The organism is Streptomyces sp. 2P-4 (assembly GCF_030167965.1).
Lineage (GTDB): Bacteria > Actinomycetota > Actinomycetes > Streptomycetales > Streptomycetaceae > Streptomyces > Streptomyces globosus_A.
In genome coordinates this window covers 1,102,806-1,121,991 of sequence record NZ_CP095011.1, presented here as the reverse complement: position 1 = coordinate 1,121,991, position 19,186 = coordinate 1,102,806, and the positions used below count along the sequence as shown (strand labels likewise).

Sequence of the window (19,186 nt, the reverse complement as noted above, 5' to 3'; positions counted from 1 at the left end):
GCATCGCGTCCACGGGGTTCTGTCCTTCCTCGGCTGGCCAAGCCTCTGACGTCTCCTCCTGAAGCTGCGGCGCCCGGTATGGACGACGCACCCGGTGAGGTTGATCGATCTCACCGGGTGCGTCAGGCCTCCACGCTCGCCCTCGATCGGAGGATCAGTCCTCCTCGCGCCGGCCCCGGCGGGGGCCAACGGCCGGCCGCTGCTGCGGCTCCGGGGTCTCCACGCTCCGGGGGGCCGGATCGGCCATGCGGTGCGGACGTGGAACCGGAGCCTGCTGCGGCGAAGGAGCCGGTGCAGGAGCCGGCGGCCGGGGAGCACGCCCCGACGGGGCAGGCATCGGGCGCGGCGTCGACGTCTGGATCGAACCCGGCTGACGCGCTGCCTGTGTCCGACCCGGAGTCCGCGCACCAGGCGCAGCCGGAGCCCGACCCGCAGCCGGAGCACCGGCCCCTGGCTGCCTCGGAGCCGAGGAGCCGTCGCGGCGGGCGTTGTCCACGGGCAGCAGCCGGTCACTGTTCGTCTGCGCCTCGGCCTGCTCCTGCCGTGCCGGCGGCCGGATGGGGGTCTGGGCCCGAGCCGGGGCAGGGGTGCTCTGAGCGGAGCCCTTGGGACGCGCGCTCGGCGCACCCGGCCGCGTCGGAGCCGGAGCAGGAGCCGGGGCTGGCACGGCGTCGCCGCCGAAGCGCTGCGGTGCAGCCTGCTGGTTGCCGTCCTGTTGGCTCTGCGCACCCTGGGAGCCCGCGCCGAACTGGGTCGGACGCGCGCTGGGCGCACCCGGCCGCGTCGGAGCCGGAGCAGGAGCCGGGGCTGGCACGGCGTCGCCGCCGAAGCGCTGCGGTGCAGCCTGCTGGTTGCCGTCCTGTTGGCTCTGCGCACCCTGGGAGCCCGTGCCGAACTGCGTCGGTCCCGTCTGACCGGCGACAGCCCCACGGGCTCCGCTGGTCGGGACAGAACCAGCGCCGTTGGCGCCGCTCTCGCCCTGAGCACCACCACGAGAACTCGACGGGTCCGTCGACGAGGAAAGTACCTCACCTTGGATGACCTTGTGGCCGTCCGCGGTGTACCCGAGGTTCGACAGGCCACCCTGGGCGCTCAGACCCTGCGCCGTCTGCTTGTCCGAGCGCGAGCTGCCCGCTCCGCCACTCGTCAGCTGCAGCGGACCACCCTTGTCGGCCTGTCCGTCGCGACCGGGCGTGCCCAGACCGCCGGCGGGACCGGTGCCGCCCGGCAGAGCCTTGACGCCGTCACTGCCGCCGCCGGAGCCACTACCACCAGGACCACCATCCAGCACCGGACTGTCCGGTCCATCCGGACCCTCGTGCCCGCCGCCCTCGAGGGCCAGCTGCTGCTTACCGGACGTCAACTCCGTGGCGCCCCCGTTCGTGCCGCCGGCGTTCGTCGACGCCGTCTTGCCCGTGGGCTTGCCCCCGCTCGGGGACGCCGGACCGCTGGTCTTGCTGTCGAACCCGTTGGCGAGCTTGTTCCCCATGGCCATTCCCGCGCCAGACCCCACACCCGCGGCCAGAGACGGCATCAGCCCGCCCTTGTCCGGCTTCGGCGTGCTGTTCGTCTCGAGGAACTTGTCCACGAGCTTGGTGACCACCTCGTCCATCGCCTGCAGCACAGTCTTGCGCACCCGTAGCAGGGCGAAGGTGATGCCCATGATCACCAGCGAGGAGATCAGGGTCAGGACCACCACGATGATCCCGCCGAGCGTGGGGCTGCCCCACAGGCCACCCGGGCTCATGAAGCTCGACACGGGGCCGGCCATGATGTCCGGGACCGAGATCAGGAATTCCGAGACGAACTGGTAGACGAACAGCGTGACGAGGACTTCCATGATCATTGCCGTGGAGTACACGATCACTTGATCGCCCCGGCCAGCATGCCGATGGCGTACCAGAAGCCGAGCAGGACGATGGAGCCCAGGACCGTGGCCGCGTTGCTCCAGTACATGAACTTCGCCGGCCCCGTGCCCACCTGGCTGACGGCCATGTGGTTCTCGCGGGTGAACCCGCTGGTGGCGTTGTTCGATGAGTACATGGCCAGTGAGCCGGGGTTGAACCCGGTGTTGAGGTAGTTGTACGCCGCCAGGGGAGACAGGTTGCATGAGGAGGGTGTCCTGCCCACCGTGAAGCCACAGCCAGCCTTCGTCCCCGTCGTGGTGAAGACCGTCGAATCCTGGCCGGGACGAGAGGAGGTCAAGCCCGTGCCGTCGGTCGAGATCACCGGGTGATCGACCGGCTTCGGCCCGTTTTCCTCACCGAACTCCTGTACGTCGCCGTAGCTTTTCTTGTCGACGAACCAGCGCTTCTTGGCATCCGGGCTCTCGTCCAGTTGCGTGATCGAGGTCTTGATCCCCGACTCGAAGTCGGAGGCTGCGATCTCGTTGCTCGCGATGTACTTGCCGATGATCCCGAAGGTCGAGAACACCGCTTTGAAGTCGTCCGAGGCACGGCCTCCGTCGACGGAGACGGTGCCGTCCTTCCAAGCCGACTCGGCGTCTTTGGCCTTCGTCCCGATGTTGATGCCGTTGAACGTCGCCCCGTGGGACTGCTTGTTGATCGCCAGCGCACTCGTGCGCACAGACATCATCGCGTCCGGGCTGGCCTGGCCATCGTCCCAGGAAACAGTGGCCTGGTCCGGAATCCCCAGGCGGTCGTTCATCATCCACGCCTCGAAGTCGACGTAAGTGCTCAGCACGACGCGCGTCGGGCCGGCGTGTTGACCGAGAACGGAGTCGTCGAACTTTCCGAGCACACTGGAGTACATCGACCCGACGAGCGGCAGGCCGACGCCGATGAAGACGACGCGCACGACGAGCTTCTTGATCGCCGAGCCTCGGTCCATCTTCTTGAACATGACCAGGCCGATGAGCAGGAAGCCGATGAAGATCGGCACGAGCGCCTGCCACGAGATGTCGACGAGCAAGCCGTACCAGCCGCTGATCCAGTGCTGCAGACCCGCGAGGGCGCCGCCTCCGGTAGCGCCTCCCGTCATGCCCTCGGCAAAAGTCGGATTCACCGCCGCGACCGCGTTGTAGAACCACAGGAAGAGGTTGACGAGTTTCAGGAACTGGATGATGACGTAGAACAGCGTGCCGACCGCCAGCGCCAGGGCGTAGAGGACCCAGATGATCGACCCCCCGATCACGCTCACGATCTGGCCGCCGATGCCCGAGGACATCGTGTCCAGGCCGAGATCGTTGTTGGCCGCCCCGAAGTGCGCGTAGTCGAGCATGCCCGCGTACTTGGCGTTGCCCTTGTCATCCTTCGCGGCCAGGGTCTCGTAGGTGACGGTCTGCGAGGAGCCCGACACCTCGGCGAAGAACCAGCCCACGATGTTGCCCAGGCTGAACTCCGGGTCGGCGTAGCCGAGAATGGAACCGCCCGAGGCCGGGCTGGACGTGACCGGCTTCCAGTTCTCGTGCATGCCCTTGTCGTTCTGCGGCGAGTTCTTCTCGCTGAAGTACGAGCTCGCGTTCGAGGCCAGCTGGTAGAGGCTGTAGTTGTCGCGCTCCTTCTTGTCGTCCGCAGACGCCGGCGAAGACGTCGCCATCATGAACACCGGCACGAGCAGCGCCGCCAGGAGCATGAGGGCGAGCCCGCGCGCGGGCCTGCCCGGGCGGACTGCACCCACGCTGTGGCCGGCCCGGGCACGCAGCCTCGCCACCGCCGTGATCGTCCGGTTCATGCTCTCTCCTCTGCTCCTCGTCCTCGTCTCAGTGCCGACCTCGCTCATGTCTTTTCCAGCTTCTTGGGCCTGGGCCTTGTTGCCGGTCGCCTTGTCTTGTCCTCGGGCCGCTGCAGGCGCTTGCCGTCGCTGCGCTTGACCGCGTCAGCCTGGCCCGCGTCGGCCCCACCGCCGTCGCCCTCGCTGTGCTTCCGGATGCTGGTGAGGTTCGCGCCCGGCGTCGGCTTGTCGTGCATGATCGAGTCCATCCGCGCCGTCTCTTCGGCCTTGGCCGCCTCCAGCCGGACCTGCCTGCGTTGGGCCTCGCGGTAGGGGTTGATCCCCAGTGCCAGATCCAGGTGGAAGACCACATTGGAGACGCCCCGGCGCAGGTACGTGAGGTTCTCGTCCTTGGTCGTGATGAGTCGGGCGAGATCCGGCGGGATCCGCTGGTGCAACTGCTTCTGGTACTCCGCCACCGTTTTGTCGCGCATCGGGCCGAAGAGCGTGTAGTCCGCAGCGTCGAACTTGTTGAAGTCGCTGTCGGCCAGCATCCTGTCGACGTCGTTGTAGCTGTAGACCACCCGGCCGCCGCGTTCGTGCATGTGGTCGAACTGGTCCTTGAGGTACTTCTTCACCCGGTCGTCGATGTGCTCGGTGCCGTGGATGATCACTGTGTCGCCGATTCCCAGCTTGCCGACGGCGAAGCCGACGATGTTCACCAGCTGCGCCATCGCCACGCCCTTGCCGCGGCGCATGAGCCGCGAGAAGTCGTAGACCACGCGCCGCGAATCCCGGACCCCGTCCACGGCCGAGGCCGTGTGGTTGTTGAACAGGTCGCCATTGGTGCTCAGCATCGCGTTGGCGATGCCTCTGAGCACGTTGTAGGCGCGCAGCTGGTCCGGGTCGGTCTTGCTGGAGTTCAACAGCGCCTTGTGCGCGGTCGCCAGGTAGGAGACGAACATCTGAAGACGCGGCACCTGGGTGTGCGGGATGTTCACCACGCGCAGGCGGTTGCGCTGCTCCTTGGCGTTGTGCCGCCACATGCCCTGCTCGATGTAGAAGTCCGTGGCCGTGTCTTCGAGGGCGCTGCGGATGATCGAGCCGACGGCACCGTCGGTGCTCTCGTAGAGCTGCTCGAACATCAGCTTGAGCTTCTCCATCTGAGCGGAGAAGACCGTCAGCTCGTCCTCCTCCTCGCCGAACATTTCGAACATGTTCACGTCACCCTGGTTCAGGTCCACGCGCGAGGTGAGCCGCTCGAACCTCGGGCCGAGCTTGTCGAGGTTCGCCCCGTCAAGGACGAGGTGGACGACCTGGCCGTTGTTCAGCAGCGTCGCTTGCGAGATCTTCGAGCACCACATGTTGGCCACCCGCTGGCGGTCGAGGTACTCGCTGAGGGTGGCGTCGGCGACGATCACGTGGTGGGCGTAGGCGTTCACGTCCATGAGCACGGCGCTGTTGTTGACGTCGCCGACCATGTAGCCGACGTACTCGCCGCCCTTGTCGTTGAGGCCGTTGGTCACCAGTGAGTACGAGCCGGCCAGCTCGGTCGAGGTGAAGTGGAAGCCCTTGCCCTTCTTCTTCTCGTTGTTCTTCCAGAGGCCCGAGAGCTCCTGGCGCTGTTCGCCGGCGTAGGGCGCAGCCTTCAGCGTGCCGAAGCGGTCGATGTACAGGCGCGTGACCCGGTCGATCGTGTCGTCCAGGGTCGCCAGATCCGGTGCCTTGAGAAAGAGCCGGTTGTGCACCGAGAGGTAGCTCGCGCCGTCTTGGAGCTCTCCGATCGTGACCCCGAGGTCACCGGAGATCTTCGCGGCCTTGCGCCTGGAGGAGGTTGTGCCCGTCTCCTCCTGCTCGTTGGCATCGAGCCGTTCCAGCTTCTCGGACTGTTTCGTATAGGAGTCGATCCACTTGTCGTCCATCCGCTTGACCTGCTCAAGCACGACCGCGGTGACCCGCTCGTCCAGACCGTCCGGGATCCGATCGATGCCCCAGAAGGCGGCGAAGTTGTCGTGCGCGGCGTCGTCGTGGAAGTACGCCAGGATGCAGGCGACCGAGCCGTCGACCTCGAAGTAGTCGGAGCGGAAGAGGTACTTCTCCTTGGGCTTCAGCGCGAGCAGATGCGGATAGGCGTCGAATGCACCCTGGAGGTGCTTCACCTCACGGCGGCGCTGCCACCAGTTCTTCTTCGGCTCGGCGGTTTCGTCGGCCACGCCGTGGGCTGCCGCAGTGGTCTGCACGCCCTCATCCTGAGCAGTGTCGTCCGCGGGCAGATCACCGACCGGAAGCTCCCGGCTCTCATTCGTCTCGTCAGGCTTCTTTCCCGGGACGCCGAGCTGTGCCCGGACTTTCGTCATCAGCGCCATGGTGTCCTTCGTTCGTTCCTCGTCGTGTGGGTCGGCCTGGCGCTGTCAGTTCAGCGACGTCTTGAGATCGCGCAGTTCGTCGTCGATGCCCTGGTAGAAGACCCGCAGCATCGTCTCGACCTCCTCGCGGTCGAGCATCGTGGCTTCCTTGATCATGAGGGTGGAGCCGCCGACCTCGGCCTGGAGGACTTGGTGTCCCTTGCGCAGTGCGTCGGTGTTCTTGCCCTTGAGCAGCAGGTACTGGTGGATCGAGGGGAACTTGCCGCCCACGTGCTGCGTGAGGATGTCGTACTGCTCGTTCTGCAGCTCGATCAGATCGGGGTCACGGAGCTGAAGGGCCTGGTTGCGCCGCTCCAGGTTCGCCACCTGGTGGTAGATCCGCTGCGGCTCCTTCGTCGTGATGAAGCTGTGCTCGCACGTCGTCTCGACCTTGCGCCAGAAGGAGTCGACCCGGTCGAGGATCCCGATCCGGTCCTCGTCGAAGAGCAGATAGCTCGCTGAGCCGACGACCAGGTAGACCCGGCCTTCGCCGCCGTCGGAGAAACGGATCAGCCCGTCCTCGTGGATCCCGTCGATGCCGACGATCGAGTAGAAGTCCGTGGGGTTCGAGCTGCGACGGGTGAAGACGTGGCGGGCCTTGCGGGGCAGGTAGGCGAGGAAGGCGGGCACCCGCATGATGCGCAGTTCCTTCGTCTTCATCAGGCCGCCGAAGTAGGCGATCGCCGCCAGTCCCCAGAGGACGAAGAACGTGATGGCGACTGGGCCCGAGCTCGCGACGAACGTCGACGTGCTGAACCACAACAGGGCGAGGATGCCGCCACCGAAGAAGAGCAGTTGCTTGATCGGGGAGGGCTTCGCCGCCCAGCCGCCCTTGCTGAGCGTGATCTCGTGATCCAGAAAGCTCCTGTTCAGCGAGCTTGGCACCTTGTAGGACAGCTTCGCCATGAATCTCCCATCCCCCTGCCACCGCAATGGCCATTGCTCGACCTGTCGAGAAGCCTTCATATGTGAGGCGCGCGAATGGCATCCTATCTTAGGCGAGTCATTCGAAACGAGAGTGAAAGGGAGTCGGATGGCTGTTTGGGTCGAGTCTGACTGGCGGGTCCGAGTCATCGAGTGTTGTTTGAACGGCTGACGGATCAGCCGCACCGCGGAAGCGGTGGCGCTCAGTCCATCGCTTCCGCCGCGAAGCGCGGAACGTCGTCGCCCAGGCCGAGCACGGCCAACGCATCGGCGGAGCCGTACGGGTCGAGGCCTTCCTGACGAACCGACATCCCGTCGAGGACTGCCGGCTCAGAGTGCCGAGGGGGGCGTGCCCGGCGCCGCACAGCGTCTCCTTGACCGGACCGGACCGGACCGGACCGGACTGGACCGGACACGACCGGACGCCTCCTGTCGTGAAATGGCAGCAGCGGGAGCGGGCCCCGAGGTCCGGGACCCGCTCCCACGCGGCACTACCCGGCCGCCATCAACCGAACGACGGGACGATCTTCTTCTTGCCGCCCTGTTTCTTCCACGAGATGCGGGCGTCGAAGGTCTTGCCCTTGGCCGAGACGAAACCCGTGCCCTGGATGGTCTTACCGGCCGCCAGGTCCTTGCGCTGCGCATCGGTGAAGGTCACCTGGCACCAGGACCGCGGTGGCTCGTCGTCGGAGCCGAAATCAGGGATGATCTTCCTGGCCTGCGCGTCCCAGGTGACCTTGCAACCGAAGGTCTTGCGAGTCCGCGCGCTGACGAAGTCGTCGATTTCCAGCGCTTGGCCCGCCAGCAGCGCCGCGACCTCCGCCGGCGTGAACGTCCGGCCAGACCACTTCGTCGGCTTGTCCGGCACCTCCAGCCGGAACCCGACGAACTTGCGACCCCTGAAGGTGCCCACGCCGAGCGCACCGGTGGCCGGGAAGGGCTTGTTCTCCTTCGACCTCGCCTCGAACGAGATCGTTTCGCCCGCGAGCAGCTTTGCCACCTCGTCATCGCTGAACTCGTGGCCCGACCAGACCTTCTTGAAGACGACCCTCTTCGGGCCACCTGGAGCGGCCTGCCACACGCCCTCGGCGCGGGCGGCGCCGAGCTGGTCTTCCAGGCCCAGCTCGGCGCGCATGGTTGATGCGTTCTTCGTCATCGTGGCGAGCTCATTTCGCCGGCCTGCGCCGGCCTGAGCTTCCGGCCCTTCTCGGTCGTCAGCGGGTACTTCGCCTTGTCGCTGGGGCCCAGCCCGGCCTTGCCGTACTTGCGCTCGACTTCGTCCAGCGACGAGGGAACCTTCGGACCCGGACCCGGACCCGGACCTCGGGGCGCGAGGCCGGCGCGGCCATGCCCGCACACCCGGGTCCTGGACACAGAGACCTGACAACCCCACGCCCTGCCGCGCTGACGGACGGAAGAGGGCTTCTCCTTGCTCCTCGCGGTCATCGGATCGGCCGCCCTTCCCGCTCGCGTTCGAGCCTCGACTGCTTCCTGGTCGCCTCACGGGCCATGTCCCGGAGATGGATCGCCTCCTTGTGTGTGATCGGCGCGTCATGAAGGTTGTGCGAGCCCCGCAGGAAGTTCTCCGTGCGGTCGGCGATGGAGTATGCGAGCGCCTGCTCGATCACCGCGCTGGTCTGGCGCACCTCGTCCAGCTCGTCGCGCACCTTGCGCAACAGCCCGTCCCGCTCGCGTTCGACAGCCTCGATGCTCATCAACCGTGTCAACACGCTGCCCAGCAGCGGGTCGCGGGAGCGGAACAGTTCCACGGCGCGCTCGGTGGCGGGATCGGCATCAAGGCGCAGGTCGAGCTGTGCCAACAGGAACGCCATCACCAGCGTGCCCTGGCTCAGCCGCCGGCTGAACTCCCGAGCGGCGCTGTCGCTCACGCCCAGCTCACGGACCGCGGCTGCTCGCAGCTGCTCCCGGAGCGCGTTCATGACGCTCTCGGGCAGCGCCTTGATGTGCGGCTGGCTCTGCATGCCGACGAGCCGGAAGCCCGACTGGGGGAGCGTGGCGGTCTCGGCTGTGCTGCCCGAGCCCCTCTTCGAGGGCGCGCTCTGCGCGGCGCGCCGATCACCGGTGAACTGCGGCGATCCCGGCCCCACCTGCTCGGGCTCGTCCGGTGGGGCGATGTCGCCGGCCGCAGGGCCCGCCGGCACACCGCCCGGGAGCAGCCCGTCAGCGGTGTTCTGCCCGCCGCCGGCGCCACCGCGCTGATGGGATCTGCCGGCGCGTTCGGGGTTGCCGACGTCGGGCTCGCGGTCCTGCTCCAGGTTCGGGCGATCCGTTCCGGCTTCCCCGTCGAGGTCAGCCCGCGGACCTTCGACCCCGAGTTGAGAGTCGGTGGCCCCGGTCTCATCGAACCGCACCTCCGGCTCGGGTGTTGGCGCCGCAGGCCCAGGCCGTGCGGCCTGAGCCTGGACGCGCTTCAACTCCTCGCTTCCACCCCGCCGGTAGGCGTCGAGGAAGGACGTGTCCACATCCATCACCTCGTCGGTGGGCGTGGCCGCCTCCAGCATCTCTGCGAAGTCCCGGCTCATACGAGCTCACCGTCCTCCTCGTCGAGCAGGTAGTTGTCGCCGCGGGTGAGCCCGATCAGCGAGTCGAAGCCCGTGGTGACGACGCGTTCGAGGTTCGCCGAGTTCCTCGCCAGCGCCGCGACCTGATCGACGAGCTCATTGAGCCGCGCGATCTCCAGGGTCGGCAGGTCATAGTCGAGGTTCTCGCGCCGGATCTTCTCGACCACCGCCTCGGCCACGTACTCGCTCACCGAGGAGAACCCGCGCTTGTCGGCCCAGTACTCCGCGCGCTGCTTCTCGTCCGAGCTCAGCCGGACGAACATGCCCTGGCGGCCACCGCTGCTGCCCTGTGTCCCGCCCGACGGCTTTTTCCTCGCGCCGCGCAGAGGTTGCGTCGTCTTGTCCAACTCGTGTGCGGCAGTCATCTGCGGCTTCTCCATGCCTTGCCTCGCCAATCCGTGAAGTCGCCCTATCGGCGCTGGTGGATAAGACATCTGCCACTCTTTTGGTTTCAGGTGGGCCAGTCTGATTGGTGCCCGCTCAGGGTTCGGACTGGGGAGTCGGCGTCGCGTTCGCGGTGCAGTCGACAAGCTCCTGGGTGAACCTCGGGGATTGCCAGATCGCCTTGTCTTTGTCGTTCGGCACGTGGTCGACGATCGACCCGGTGCCGAGCGGCGCACCACCGGCGAGGAAGTGCAGCGTCTCCTGGCTGAAGCCTGCCTTGTACACCGAGGTCGCCAGGCACTGGCCGGCCGCCGCGTAGGTCTTCTTCTGGCTCTCGTCACGGGCGTAGGAGGAGAACATCGAGACCAGGCCCTTGGTGAGCTCGATGGAAGAGCTGACCGGCTGATCCGCGCGGACTGGGTAGGCGGGCGTCGGGTTCGGCTTGCCCACCACTGGCTTCGCGGCTGCCTCCGGCGGCGTGTAGCTCTGGGCCTTGGGGCTACCGCTGTTCGGAAGTACGGCCTCGCTGACGCATCCGTCGAAGGCCTCGCGCAGCGACCGCGAGGCCAGCAGAGCGGCGTCGTCCTCGCTCACCTTGCTCAGTCCGCCGATGACCGTGCCCATGTCGTCGCTGTCGGCCTTGATGATGTAGGCCAGCGCCTTCTCCGACACTCCCGCCTTCCGCACCGCGCTACCCAGGCAAGCTCCGCTGTTCTTTCCGGAGCTTCCGGCGCCCTGGAAGGCGAGCTTGTCCAGCGCCTTGCCGAGAGCCGTGTCGGCGACCTGGGCTGTGCTCGCGGTCGGGCTTGGTACAAGCGACGGCTGCGCCTCCTTGGCCGTTCCGCCGTTGCCGCTGGAGCACCCGGCGAGCACAGCGCCCGCAGCCAGCACCGCAGTGGAGAGTCCAACCTTCCTCGTCCTCCAGGTCCTCATCTCTTCTCGCCTCGCATCCCCTGTTGCCGACCAGTCTGATTGGATCCACTGGTCTCTGAGGGTATCTTATTCGAGTGACCATTCAATCGTGGTCTGTGGTGAGTCGGAATGTCGCGCGATAGGGGTTGTAGAGGCTGCACAGAGCGGGACTCGGTTGCGCAGAGTGGCTGCGGGCCCGTCTGGCGCTTGGGGATCAACAGAGTTGATCCGGAGGGCTCTGCGAAAGCAAGGCGCAGCCTGGTGCAAGGAACGGCCGTGCCTCGCAGTCCAGATCGCCTCGACCTGCTGCGGTCGGCTCCCTGGGAGAGCGCCGGGCAATGCACGGCGCGCACCACCCAGGCCTTGGCGTTGCCTGGGGTACGACCCGCCAGGGCGCAGCAAGCGCCGGCCCCAACCGGTCAGCACCGAGGCTGTGAACCCATCCCGGTGGTGAGTTGCCACCACCGCGAACCGCAAGGTCCACGAGGCACCCGAGGACCTCACATTCGACACGAGCGCAGATGCCGCCGCCGGCGTCTTCCGCACCGCCAACACCACCACGACGGACGGAGACACGACATGGTGCTCGCGATCGGCGCGCTGCTCGGCTGCGTGGCCACTCTGCTCGCCCTCGCCATCCGGCGCAGCCTGACCCGGACGCCGCACTGCGGGTGGTGCGCGACCGCCTCGAACTGGCCCACCTCCCAGCACGACGCCCTGCTCTGCCGCGGCTACGTCCAGGACCGCCGCCGCGAACGGCTGCGCGACATCAGGCACGGCCGTCCCGTCGAGGAGCCGAACCCGTGGGGCGAGGCGTACCTACTCGACGAAGAGATCGCCCAGCGAACGAAAGCCGACGCATGAGTGCCGCGACCACCTCGGCCGCCGCCGGTTTCGCCCAGGCGCTCCCGGGCCGGCCGCCGCATACCCGACCGACCCGGAAGGCACAGCACCCGTGATCGCCAACGTCACCGCCCCGGCGACAGGCGAGCAGCACCGGTCCCGATCGACCCCGGCCGGCCCGGCTGGGTGAACGCCCTGGTTCGGGGCGGGCGGGACACCTGCCGCGCCGCCCGGTGCCGCGGCGCTCTTTCACCCTGATCCGCCGGCCCGGTGTCATGCCGTCCGTCATTCCTCGTCTTCGCAATGGCCCTGGTGTTCCGGTTCATCACCGCAACGCTCCGCGGGGTCGAGATCACGGATCTCGGACACGTACAAGTCTTCAAGCCGTGAACGTCTGCGGGATGGTGACGGCTGCCGGGAGCTGTGGCTCTTGTCCGCCGGCCCGGCGGACCTTGACGGTGTCCATGACCTTCTCGAAGAGGGTTCAGTCGGCGTTGCCGCCGGTGAAGACGAAGCCGAGAGGCCGGCCGCTGCCGTCGCAGGGCAGGTGGACTTTCGTGGTCAGTGCGCCTGGGGAGCGTCCAAGGGCGTGATCACGCATTTCGTCGCGCCGCCCTGCCCCTCTTCACGGGCGCCCACGGCATGCTGGTGGGCCCGCGGGACCGTGGAGTCGACCGACACCAGCCAGCCGTCACCGATCGCGTCCCTCATGGCCTGGGCGGGCGGCATTCGCGTGAACGTCCGGTCCAGCACCCACCTGCGGAAACGGGTGTAGATGGTCCTCCAGGGCGCGTACCGTGCCGACACGTCACGCCGACCCCGTCCGCGGCTTCCACACGATTTCGTTCAGCACCCGCCGGCCGTCCAACCCCGTTGCCGGGCTGGGGGGCGTCGCGCCGTGGTCTGGTCGGGAGCGGTCGGTTGCTCGCGAGGAGCGTGATTTTGATCGGCGAAGCCGATCCGGAGTTCGGAGTGACGAGGTATTCGGTCAGCGTAGCTGTCCCGGAACTCGTCGGGTCTTGATGACGTGCCGTGCCGACATGATGACGCATCAGAACCCTTTGCCGATGCGCCTTGGCGCAGGTCAAGTGAAGTTGATCGGCGAAGCCGATCCGGGGCTCGGAATGACGGCGCATTCGATCAGCGCAGCTGATTCGGGTGAAGCACTGGAAGAGAAGATCATCTGATCGGCGAAGCCGATCCGGATGGGGACATGGCGGACAACTCAATCTCAGCCCGATCAGCCAACTGCGCTCGGACGACGTCGTCGATCCGGGCGCTTTGCTGTATCCGAGGAGAAAAACTCAGGCCGAACGCTCCGAACAACGGACAGCGGGGCCAATCGTCGGCGCGGCCCAGACAGTTCTCGGCCAGAACCTGGCAGCAGTCGGTTCGGTGAAGTTCGAGGCCCTGTACGGCCGCGGTGCGCATTTCGAAGCCGTCGGATTCGGTAGCGGGCGCATGGCAAAACGGCCCGTCTGGCTTTGTGTTGTACCCATCGGGGTTGGCCGCGACCAGGCCGGATCCCGCACTTGAACCCCTTTCCCTGAACACCCATGTAACGGCAGCGCTTTGTGCTGCCCGCGCAGTAGGAGGAGAAACCTGATGAATCACGAGTCCACGAAGTTGTCGGTCGCGTTCAGCGGGGCCGACAACACGGGTAAGACCACGCAGATCGGCCCGCCGGCCCGCCGGACCGGTCCGGCTGCGGCGCCCGCCGGCGCCCTGCACGACCACAACTCTTCTGCGAAGGACGCCACTACCGGCTTCCCGCCGGCCAAGCAGGTGGCCGTGATACTTCCCCGACCGGCGAGGACGGCGGGACCGTGGTCCGACAACGACCGTCTCGCCTCGGTCCTGACCGAACTTGTGGGCACCCGTGTCACGGTCGTCGAACTCCAGGACACGGACACGGACACCGATCTCCGGTCGCTGCCGGACCGTACCGCCTTCGCCTCCGTGCTGTGGTGCCAGCTGAGGGCACTGCCCACCGCCGAGTGCAGCCGTGCCCTCCTTGACGACCAGGGAATCAGGGTGTGGACGGGCAAGGAGGCCGACGAGGGAGCCGCCTACAGCTTCGGACATCTTGCTCTGCGCGCCCACGCCGCCTGCATCGTCAACTGCCCGCCGCGCGCCAAGGCAACCATGATCGAGACTGTCCGACACCTCATCGAGGAGCATCACGTTCCGTTCCACGGACGTGAGCACGGACTGGTGCCCCTGAACGACGGCGACCAGCGGGCACGGCTCCTGCTCGGAGGGAAGGACGTGTCGCTGCGCAGACTTGCTCCCGTCTTGCCGGAAGTGCATGTCGACCGTGGCCACACGCTCACCTGGACGGCGTGGCAAGACAACCGGGCAGCCGCACTCCGCGACATCCGCCGCGTCTACGGCACCTCGCCCGTGATCGTCCGCAGCTGCGCCGTTGCCGAAGACTCCTGGGAGCGCTCGGCCGCCGGCGAATACGACAGTGTGCCTGTGACCGGTGGCGGTGACACGCTTCTGGCCCAGGCGATCACCAAGGTGTTCGCCTCCTACCCGGCCCCCGACGCCGCCAACAAGGTGCTCGTCCAGCGCTTTCTGCAGCCGGTGCTCGCCGCCGCAGTGGTGACCACCCGCACAGTGTCCGGAGCGCCCTACTGCGTGGCGGCGCTCGACAGCACCTCAGGGCGCACGGACACGGTCACCAGCGGCACCGGAGACCACGTCGACACCTGGTACGTCCACCGGGACAGCCTGGGGCGTGTTCTGGAGAACCCGTCCGCTCACGGCCTGCCGGACTTCGCCGCCCGCGTTTTGGGGGCAGCGGCCCAGACGGAGGATGCGGCAGGGACGAACCGCCTCGACACCGAACTGGCGATCACCGAAGACGGCGTGCACCTGCTGCAGGTCAGGCCGCTTGCCGCGGGGCGGGGCCGGACGACTGACGACGCCCAGATTACCGCCATCCTGTCGGCAGCCCGGCGGACAGTCGAGGACATGAGCATCTCGGACAACCGTCTGCTCGGAGACCGGCCCGCCCTGTCCTGTATGGCGGACTGGAACCCTGCCGAGATGCTGGGCCGGCGACCTCGCCCGCTCTCCATCTCGCTCTACCGCCACTTCATCACTGATTTGTCATGGGCACGCCAGCGAAAGGAGTACGGGTACCGCGATCTGCGTGGTGTCCCGCTCATGCACACCCTGGCCGGACACCCCTACATCGACGTGCGCGCGTCGTTGGCCTCCTTCCTGCCGGCCGACCTCAGTGAGAAGCAGGCGCGCGAGGTGCTCCAGGCACAGATCGCGCGACTGAGCCAGGACCCGGACTCGCACGACAAGATCGAATTCGAGATCGCGGCCACCTGCTGGACGCCCGATCTGAGCCAGCGCACCTCCTACCTCACACAGTCGGGAGTCGGCCAGACGACCCTCGACAACCTGCACGACCATCTCCTGCGCATCACGCGGACCGGCATCGCCCGGCTGACGGGCGACATGAACGATCTCGCCCAGCTGGGTCTGCCGACGGAGAAGGACACCCACCCCAGCCGCCTCGAGGCCACCCTCGAACGGACGCGCCGCGCGGGCCAGGTCTTCGCTCATCTCGCCCGCGCCGGCTTCGTAGCCGTCGACCTGCTGCGCTCGCTGCGCGAGGCGGGGCAGGCCGACCGCTACGACGACTGGATGCGTGGTCTCGGGACCGTCACCACGCACATGCAGCGCGACGCCGCCGAGGTTGCCGCAGGTCGCCTGAGCTGGGAGACGTTCGTCGACCGGAACCGATGGATCCGACCCGGTACCTACGACCTCACGGTCCCCAGTTATGGGCAGGACCCGGAAGGCTACCTCCGCCCTCTGCTGGACCAGGTCTACCACGTCGAACCTCTTTGCGGCGCTCCGTGGTCCCCAGAGCTCAGCCACCAGGTCTCCGGCGTACTGGAGCCCCTGGGGATCGATGCGGACGGTGCGGAGGACTTCTTCCGCAAAGCCATAACCGCCCGCGAACACGGCAAGGCCGTCTACGCGGCATGGGTCAGCGCCTCACTGGAAACCATCGCGACGCTGGGTGGAACCGCTGGCCTGAGCCGCGACGACATCACCCACCTCACCATCGCCGACCTCCTGACCACACCCTCGGACACCTGGCCTGCGACCGTACTTCGCCGTCGGGCCATTGGGGCCGCGGAGGCGCAGGTGGAACTGCCCGAGGTCATCACCGACACCGGCGACCTGCACTGCTTCCGCCGGGGATCGGGGCGCACGAACTTCATCGGCACCGGACGCGTGGACGGACGTGTGCACGCTGCTCCCGCACCGGCCAGCCCGCCGGAGTCCGGCAGCATCATCGTCATCGAATCCGCCGACCCCGGCTACGACTGGATCTTCGCTCACCGGCCGGGAGCACTGGTGACCGCATACGGCGGGGCCAACAGCCACATGGCCATCCGGTGCGCAGAACTCGGCATCCCGGCAGCCATCGGAGCCGGCCCCCAGTCCCATGCCGCCTGCGCAGTCGCCGACCGCCTGGTCGTCGACTGCGACGCACGCCGACTGGAGGTGATCCGGTGAAGGAACCTGGATGGATCGCGATCACACAGCGCCACGTCCCCTACCCGCACCGATCCGAAGAAGGCGACTACCTGGACCGCCAGTGGTACGCCCTGGAAGCGGTCAGCAACCGACGCCTCCTGGCCGTACCGAACAATCTCCCCCTCGCTCAGCGCACACTGCGGGGCCTGCCCCTGGCGGCTGTGATCCTCACCGGCGGCAACGATCTGCCGTCCGTCCCGGACCCGAACGACGTGGCTCCTGAACGAGACCGCGTCGAAACGTGGCTCCTTGAGCAGGCGGAGGAACTGCGGACACCAGTCATCGGCATCTGCCGTGGTGCTCAATCCATCGCCCACCGCTTCGGTGCCCGGCTCGTGGACGGACAGCACGGCCACTCCGGTACCCGCCACCACGTCCGAAGCACAGGTGACGCCCCCTGGCCGTGGCCCGAGCAGTTCACTGTCGCCTCCCACCACCGCTGGGCCATCCCAGCCGATGGTCTGCCCGAACAACTGCGCCCCCTCGCCCTGGCGGAGGACGACACCGTCGAGGCGTTCGCCCACCGTGACCTGCCCTGGTGGGGACTGATGTGGCACCCCGAGCGAGAGTTTCCCGCAGGTCCCGCCGCTGATGCCCTCACCTTCATCCTCAACCACTCCACGAATCCGTCCCACTGATCCCAGACAAAGGAGCACCCGCAAATGCGCACCATCATCCTCGCGGCCGGCCGCGGTTCACGTCTCGGTCCGCTCACCGACCAGCGCCCCAAATCCCTCGTGCCGCTGGCCGGTATCCCCATGCTGACCCGGCTTCTCAACGCCCTCCGTGCCGCGGGGCTGAGTGACATCACCATCGTCACCGGCTACCAGTCGGACCTCATCAACAAGGCTGCTCCCGGCTGCCGGACCCTGCACAGCCCCCGGTGGGCCCACACCAACATGGCCGCCAGCCTCCTGGTGGCCGCAGACGCGGGCCTGCTGGAGGACGGCGCTGTCATCTCCTACAGCGACATCGTTGTTGAGCCTCGCGTCGTGACCACTCTGCTGAGCGCCCCGCGCGCTCCGCTGACCCTGCCAGTCAACACCGCCTGGCTCGATGTGTGGAGCGAGCGCATGGCGGATCCCCTTGCCGACGCGGAACGCCTCATCCTCGACGCCAACGGAAGGTTGCTGGACATCGGCGGCGCCCCTCGTGGCCTGCACGAGGTGCATGCGCAGTTCATGGGACTCCTGCGTCTGGACCCGGACGGCGCCCGACAGCTCATCTCCTTCTACCGCGAGGCCCTCGACGCCGACAGTGCAGCCGAGCACTGGGACACCACCACTCTCCTCAGCGCCTGGCTGAACGCCGGCGGAACAGCTCACACCGTGCCTGTCCGCGGCGGCTGGCTGGAGGTCGACACCCCCGAGGACAAGGACCGCTACGAGGAACTGCACCGCCTTGGGCGCCTGGCCGCCATCTGCGCACTCGGCACCACCGAAAAGGACGGCGACAACCGATGACGAACACCCTCCCCAGCACCACACTCCCGACGGCTGTGCACTTCAGCGGTCTCGGTGGCAAGGGAATCGCCCCTGCCGCCTCCCTGGCCTTGGCCGCCGGCATGCGAGTGACCGGCGACGACCTGGTGCCCAACCACCGCACTGACATCTTCACCGCCCACGGCGTACCGGTGGCTCTCGGCGTCAATCACATGCCCCGTGACGTCGACCTGCTCGTCTCCAGTGCGGCTGTGCCCGTGAACACGGCTGCCCCCATCCACCAGATGGGGCGGCTGGAATTCGTCCAGCACCTGTTCTCCGAGCACCGCAAGCGCATCCTGGCCGTCGCCGGATCGCTGGGCAAGTCCACTGCCGCAGCCATGGTTCACCGCATCCTGTCCAGTATCGCCCCCTCCGCCTACATCGGAGCCGACGTGCCGGGGCTGCTGTGCGGCGGAGAACTCACGACCGGGGAATGGGCCGTGGTCGAAGCCTGCGAGTACCGCAGTGCCTACAGCGCACTGACCCCTGAGATCGTGATCGCCCTGAACATGGTGCAGAACCACGAGGACGATCTCGGCGCCGGAACGGCCGGGTTCGAGCGGAGCATGACCAGGTTTCTCACCGAAGGACCCACTCCTCCCGGCCTGATCGTCATGCCCTCCGAGGTGGCAGGCCTGATGTCCCCCCACCTCGCCGCTGCCGGAACTGCCGGGCAGATCGAGGTGATCGGGGCCGGCGGTCCGTGGCAGGTTCACGTTCTGCGGCAGGACACCAAGGACTCCACCTTCCGGCTCACCCATGGCGGGCGCGATGCCGGAACGTGGACCGTCCCCGCTCCCGGACCACATCTGATTCCCGGCGCAGCCTGCGGCATCGTCTCCGCGCTGCACCTCGGGCTCCAGACGAGCGACATTGCCGCCGGACTGGCTGACTTCCGTCTGCCGGGACGGCGCATGAGCGTCGTGCACTCGGACGAGCGACTGGTCGTCGTGGACGACAACGCACGTCAGCCGGACCAGGTCCGTGCCCTCATCCAGGCACTCCGCCAGGCCCACCCCGACCGGACCCTCGTCATCGCGGTGGCCCCTTGGGGACGCCGCAACAAGCGTGACCTGACCGCCTGGCCGGAAGCGCTGTCCGGGGCAGACGCGGTATGGGTCCTGCCTGTCGGCGACAACGCGGCCCCGGGAGGGGAGGACCCGGACGCTGATGTCCGGCTTACCGCGTTGCTTCGCCGCTCGGGAACCGTCGCACACGCCATCCAGAATGACATGAACCTGCCAATCCGGGGAGGTGGTGCGAAGGGCCTCGTCATCGCCACCGCCGGCTACGACGCCAATGCAGCCGAATTCGCCACGCTGCACCGGCAGGCCGTCAACGCCCTCGGCAGTCCCGCACAGGAAGCCGGAGAGTAGATGTCCACCCGCCACCGACCGGCACGCTTCAC

The 19,186-nt window shown here is 67.5% G+C and carries 16 protein-coding genes; 7 read left to right on the top strand and 9 right to left on the bottom strand.

Features of this window, described 5'->3' with window-relative positions:
* Nucleotides 1–154 precede the first annotated feature (154 nt).
* The 8 genes from MUK52_RS04575 to MUK52_RS04540 all read right to left on the bottom strand — a co-directional run bounded on the left by MUK52_RS04575 (nt 155) and on the right by MUK52_RS04540 (nt 10,858).
* Nucleotides 155–1,846: a hypothetical protein gene (locus MUK52_RS04575; protein WP_284574781.1), complete on the bottom strand. Its 1,692-nt coding sequence runs from the start codon at nt 1,844–1,846 to the stop codon at nt 155–157.
* A 17-nt stretch (nt 1,847–1,863) separates the two neighbouring features.
* The gene (locus MUK52_RS04570; protein WP_284574779.1) at nt 1,864–3,693 is read right to left on the bottom strand and encodes a hypothetical protein; all 1,830 of its coding nucleotides are present in this window, start codon (nt 3,691–3,693) and stop codon (nt 1,864–1,866) included.
* A gap of 44 nt (nt 3,694–3,737) precedes the next feature.
* Complete coding sequence (locus MUK52_RS04565) at nt 3,738–6,038, bottom strand: hypothetical protein (protein WP_284574776.1); 2,301 nt, start codon at nt 6,036–6,038, stop codon at nt 3,738–3,740.
* Between the two features lie 45 nt (nt 6,039–6,083).
* A complete protein-coding gene (locus MUK52_RS04560; protein ID WP_284574773.1) occupies nt 6,084–6,983 on the bottom strand; it encodes a hypothetical protein in 900 nt (299 codons plus the stop codon).
* 523 nt (nt 6,984–7,506) lie between these two features.
* Entirely contained in the window at nt 7,507–8,157 is a 651-nt protein-coding gene (locus MUK52_RS04555) for a topoisomerase C-terminal repeat-containing protein (RefSeq protein WP_246042468.1), read from the bottom strand.
* Between the two features lie 286 nt (nt 8,158–8,443).
* Entirely contained in the window at nt 8,444–9,544 is a 1,101-nt protein-coding gene (locus tag MUK52_RS04550) for a hypothetical protein (protein ID WP_284574772.1), read from the bottom strand.
* The gene (locus tag MUK52_RS04545; protein ID WP_114058595.1) at nt 9,541–9,948 is read right to left on the bottom strand and encodes a hypothetical protein; all 408 of its coding nucleotides are present in this window, start codon (nt 9,946–9,948) and stop codon (nt 9,541–9,543) included. Before MUK52_RS04545 ends, MUK52_RS04550 begins: the two co-directional genes overlap by 4 nt.
* Nucleotides 9,949–10,063: 115 nt before the next feature.
* Nucleotides 10,064–10,858, bottom strand: coding sequence for a hypothetical protein (locus MUK52_RS04540; RefSeq protein WP_284574771.1), 795 nt, complete (start codon nt 10,856–10,858; stop codon nt 10,064–10,066).
* Between the two features lie 600 nt (nt 10,859–11,458).
* Here MUK52_RS04540 and MUK52_RS04535 point away from each other — a divergent pair.
* Nucleotides 11,459–11,743, top strand: a complete 285-nt coding sequence (locus MUK52_RS04535; protein ID WP_284574770.1) for a hypothetical protein — start codon at nt 11,459–11,461, stop codon at nt 11,741–11,743.
* A 540-nt stretch (nt 11,744–12,283) separates the two neighbouring features.
* On the opposite strand, the gene MUK52_RS04530 is transcribed toward MUK52_RS04535, so the two are convergent.
* Nucleotides 12,284–12,529: a hypothetical protein gene (locus MUK52_RS04530; RefSeq protein ID WP_114055094.1), complete on the bottom strand. Its 246-nt coding sequence runs from the start codon at nt 12,527–12,529 to the stop codon at nt 12,284–12,286.
* A gap of 233 nt (nt 12,530–12,762) precedes the next feature.
* On the opposite strand from MUK52_RS04530, the gene MUK52_RS04525 reads away from it, so the two are divergent.
* The 6 genes from MUK52_RS04525 (at nt 12,763) to MUK52_RS04500 (ending at nt 19,154) form a co-directional block, all read left to right on the top strand.
* Entirely contained in the window at nt 12,763–12,909 is a 147-nt protein-coding gene (locus tag MUK52_RS04525) for a hypothetical protein (protein ID WP_284574769.1), read from the top strand.
* Nucleotides 12,881–13,258, top strand: coding sequence for a hypothetical protein (locus MUK52_RS04520; RefSeq protein ID WP_284574768.1), 378 nt, complete (start codon nt 12,881–12,883; stop codon nt 13,256–13,258). Before MUK52_RS04525 ends, MUK52_RS04520 begins: the two co-directional genes overlap by 29 nt.
* A gap of 69 nt (nt 13,259–13,327) precedes the next feature.
* Complete coding sequence (locus tag MUK52_RS04515; protein ID WP_284574767.1) at nt 13,328–16,273, top strand: PEP-utilizing enzyme; 2,946 nt, start codon at nt 13,328–13,330, stop codon at nt 16,271–16,273.
* A complete protein-coding gene (locus MUK52_RS04510; protein WP_162793162.1) occupies nt 16,270–16,932 on the top strand; it encodes a gamma-glutamyl-gamma-aminobutyrate hydrolase family protein in 663 nt (220 codons plus the stop codon). Before MUK52_RS04515 ends, MUK52_RS04510 begins: the two co-directional genes overlap by 4 nt.
* Before the next feature lie 24 nt (nt 16,933–16,956).
* Entirely contained in the window at nt 16,957–17,757 is an 801-nt protein-coding gene (locus MUK52_RS04505; protein WP_284574764.1) for a phosphocholine cytidylyltransferase family protein, read from the top strand.
* Nucleotides 17,754–19,154 (top strand): glutamate ligase domain-containing protein, encoded by a 1,401-nt coding sequence (locus tag MUK52_RS04500; protein ID WP_284574763.1) that lies wholly within the window; start codon nt 17,754–17,756, stop codon nt 19,152–19,154. The genes MUK52_RS04505 and MUK52_RS04500 overlap by 4 nt, the downstream gene beginning before the upstream one ends.
* Nucleotides 19,155–19,186 lie beyond the last annotated feature (32 nt).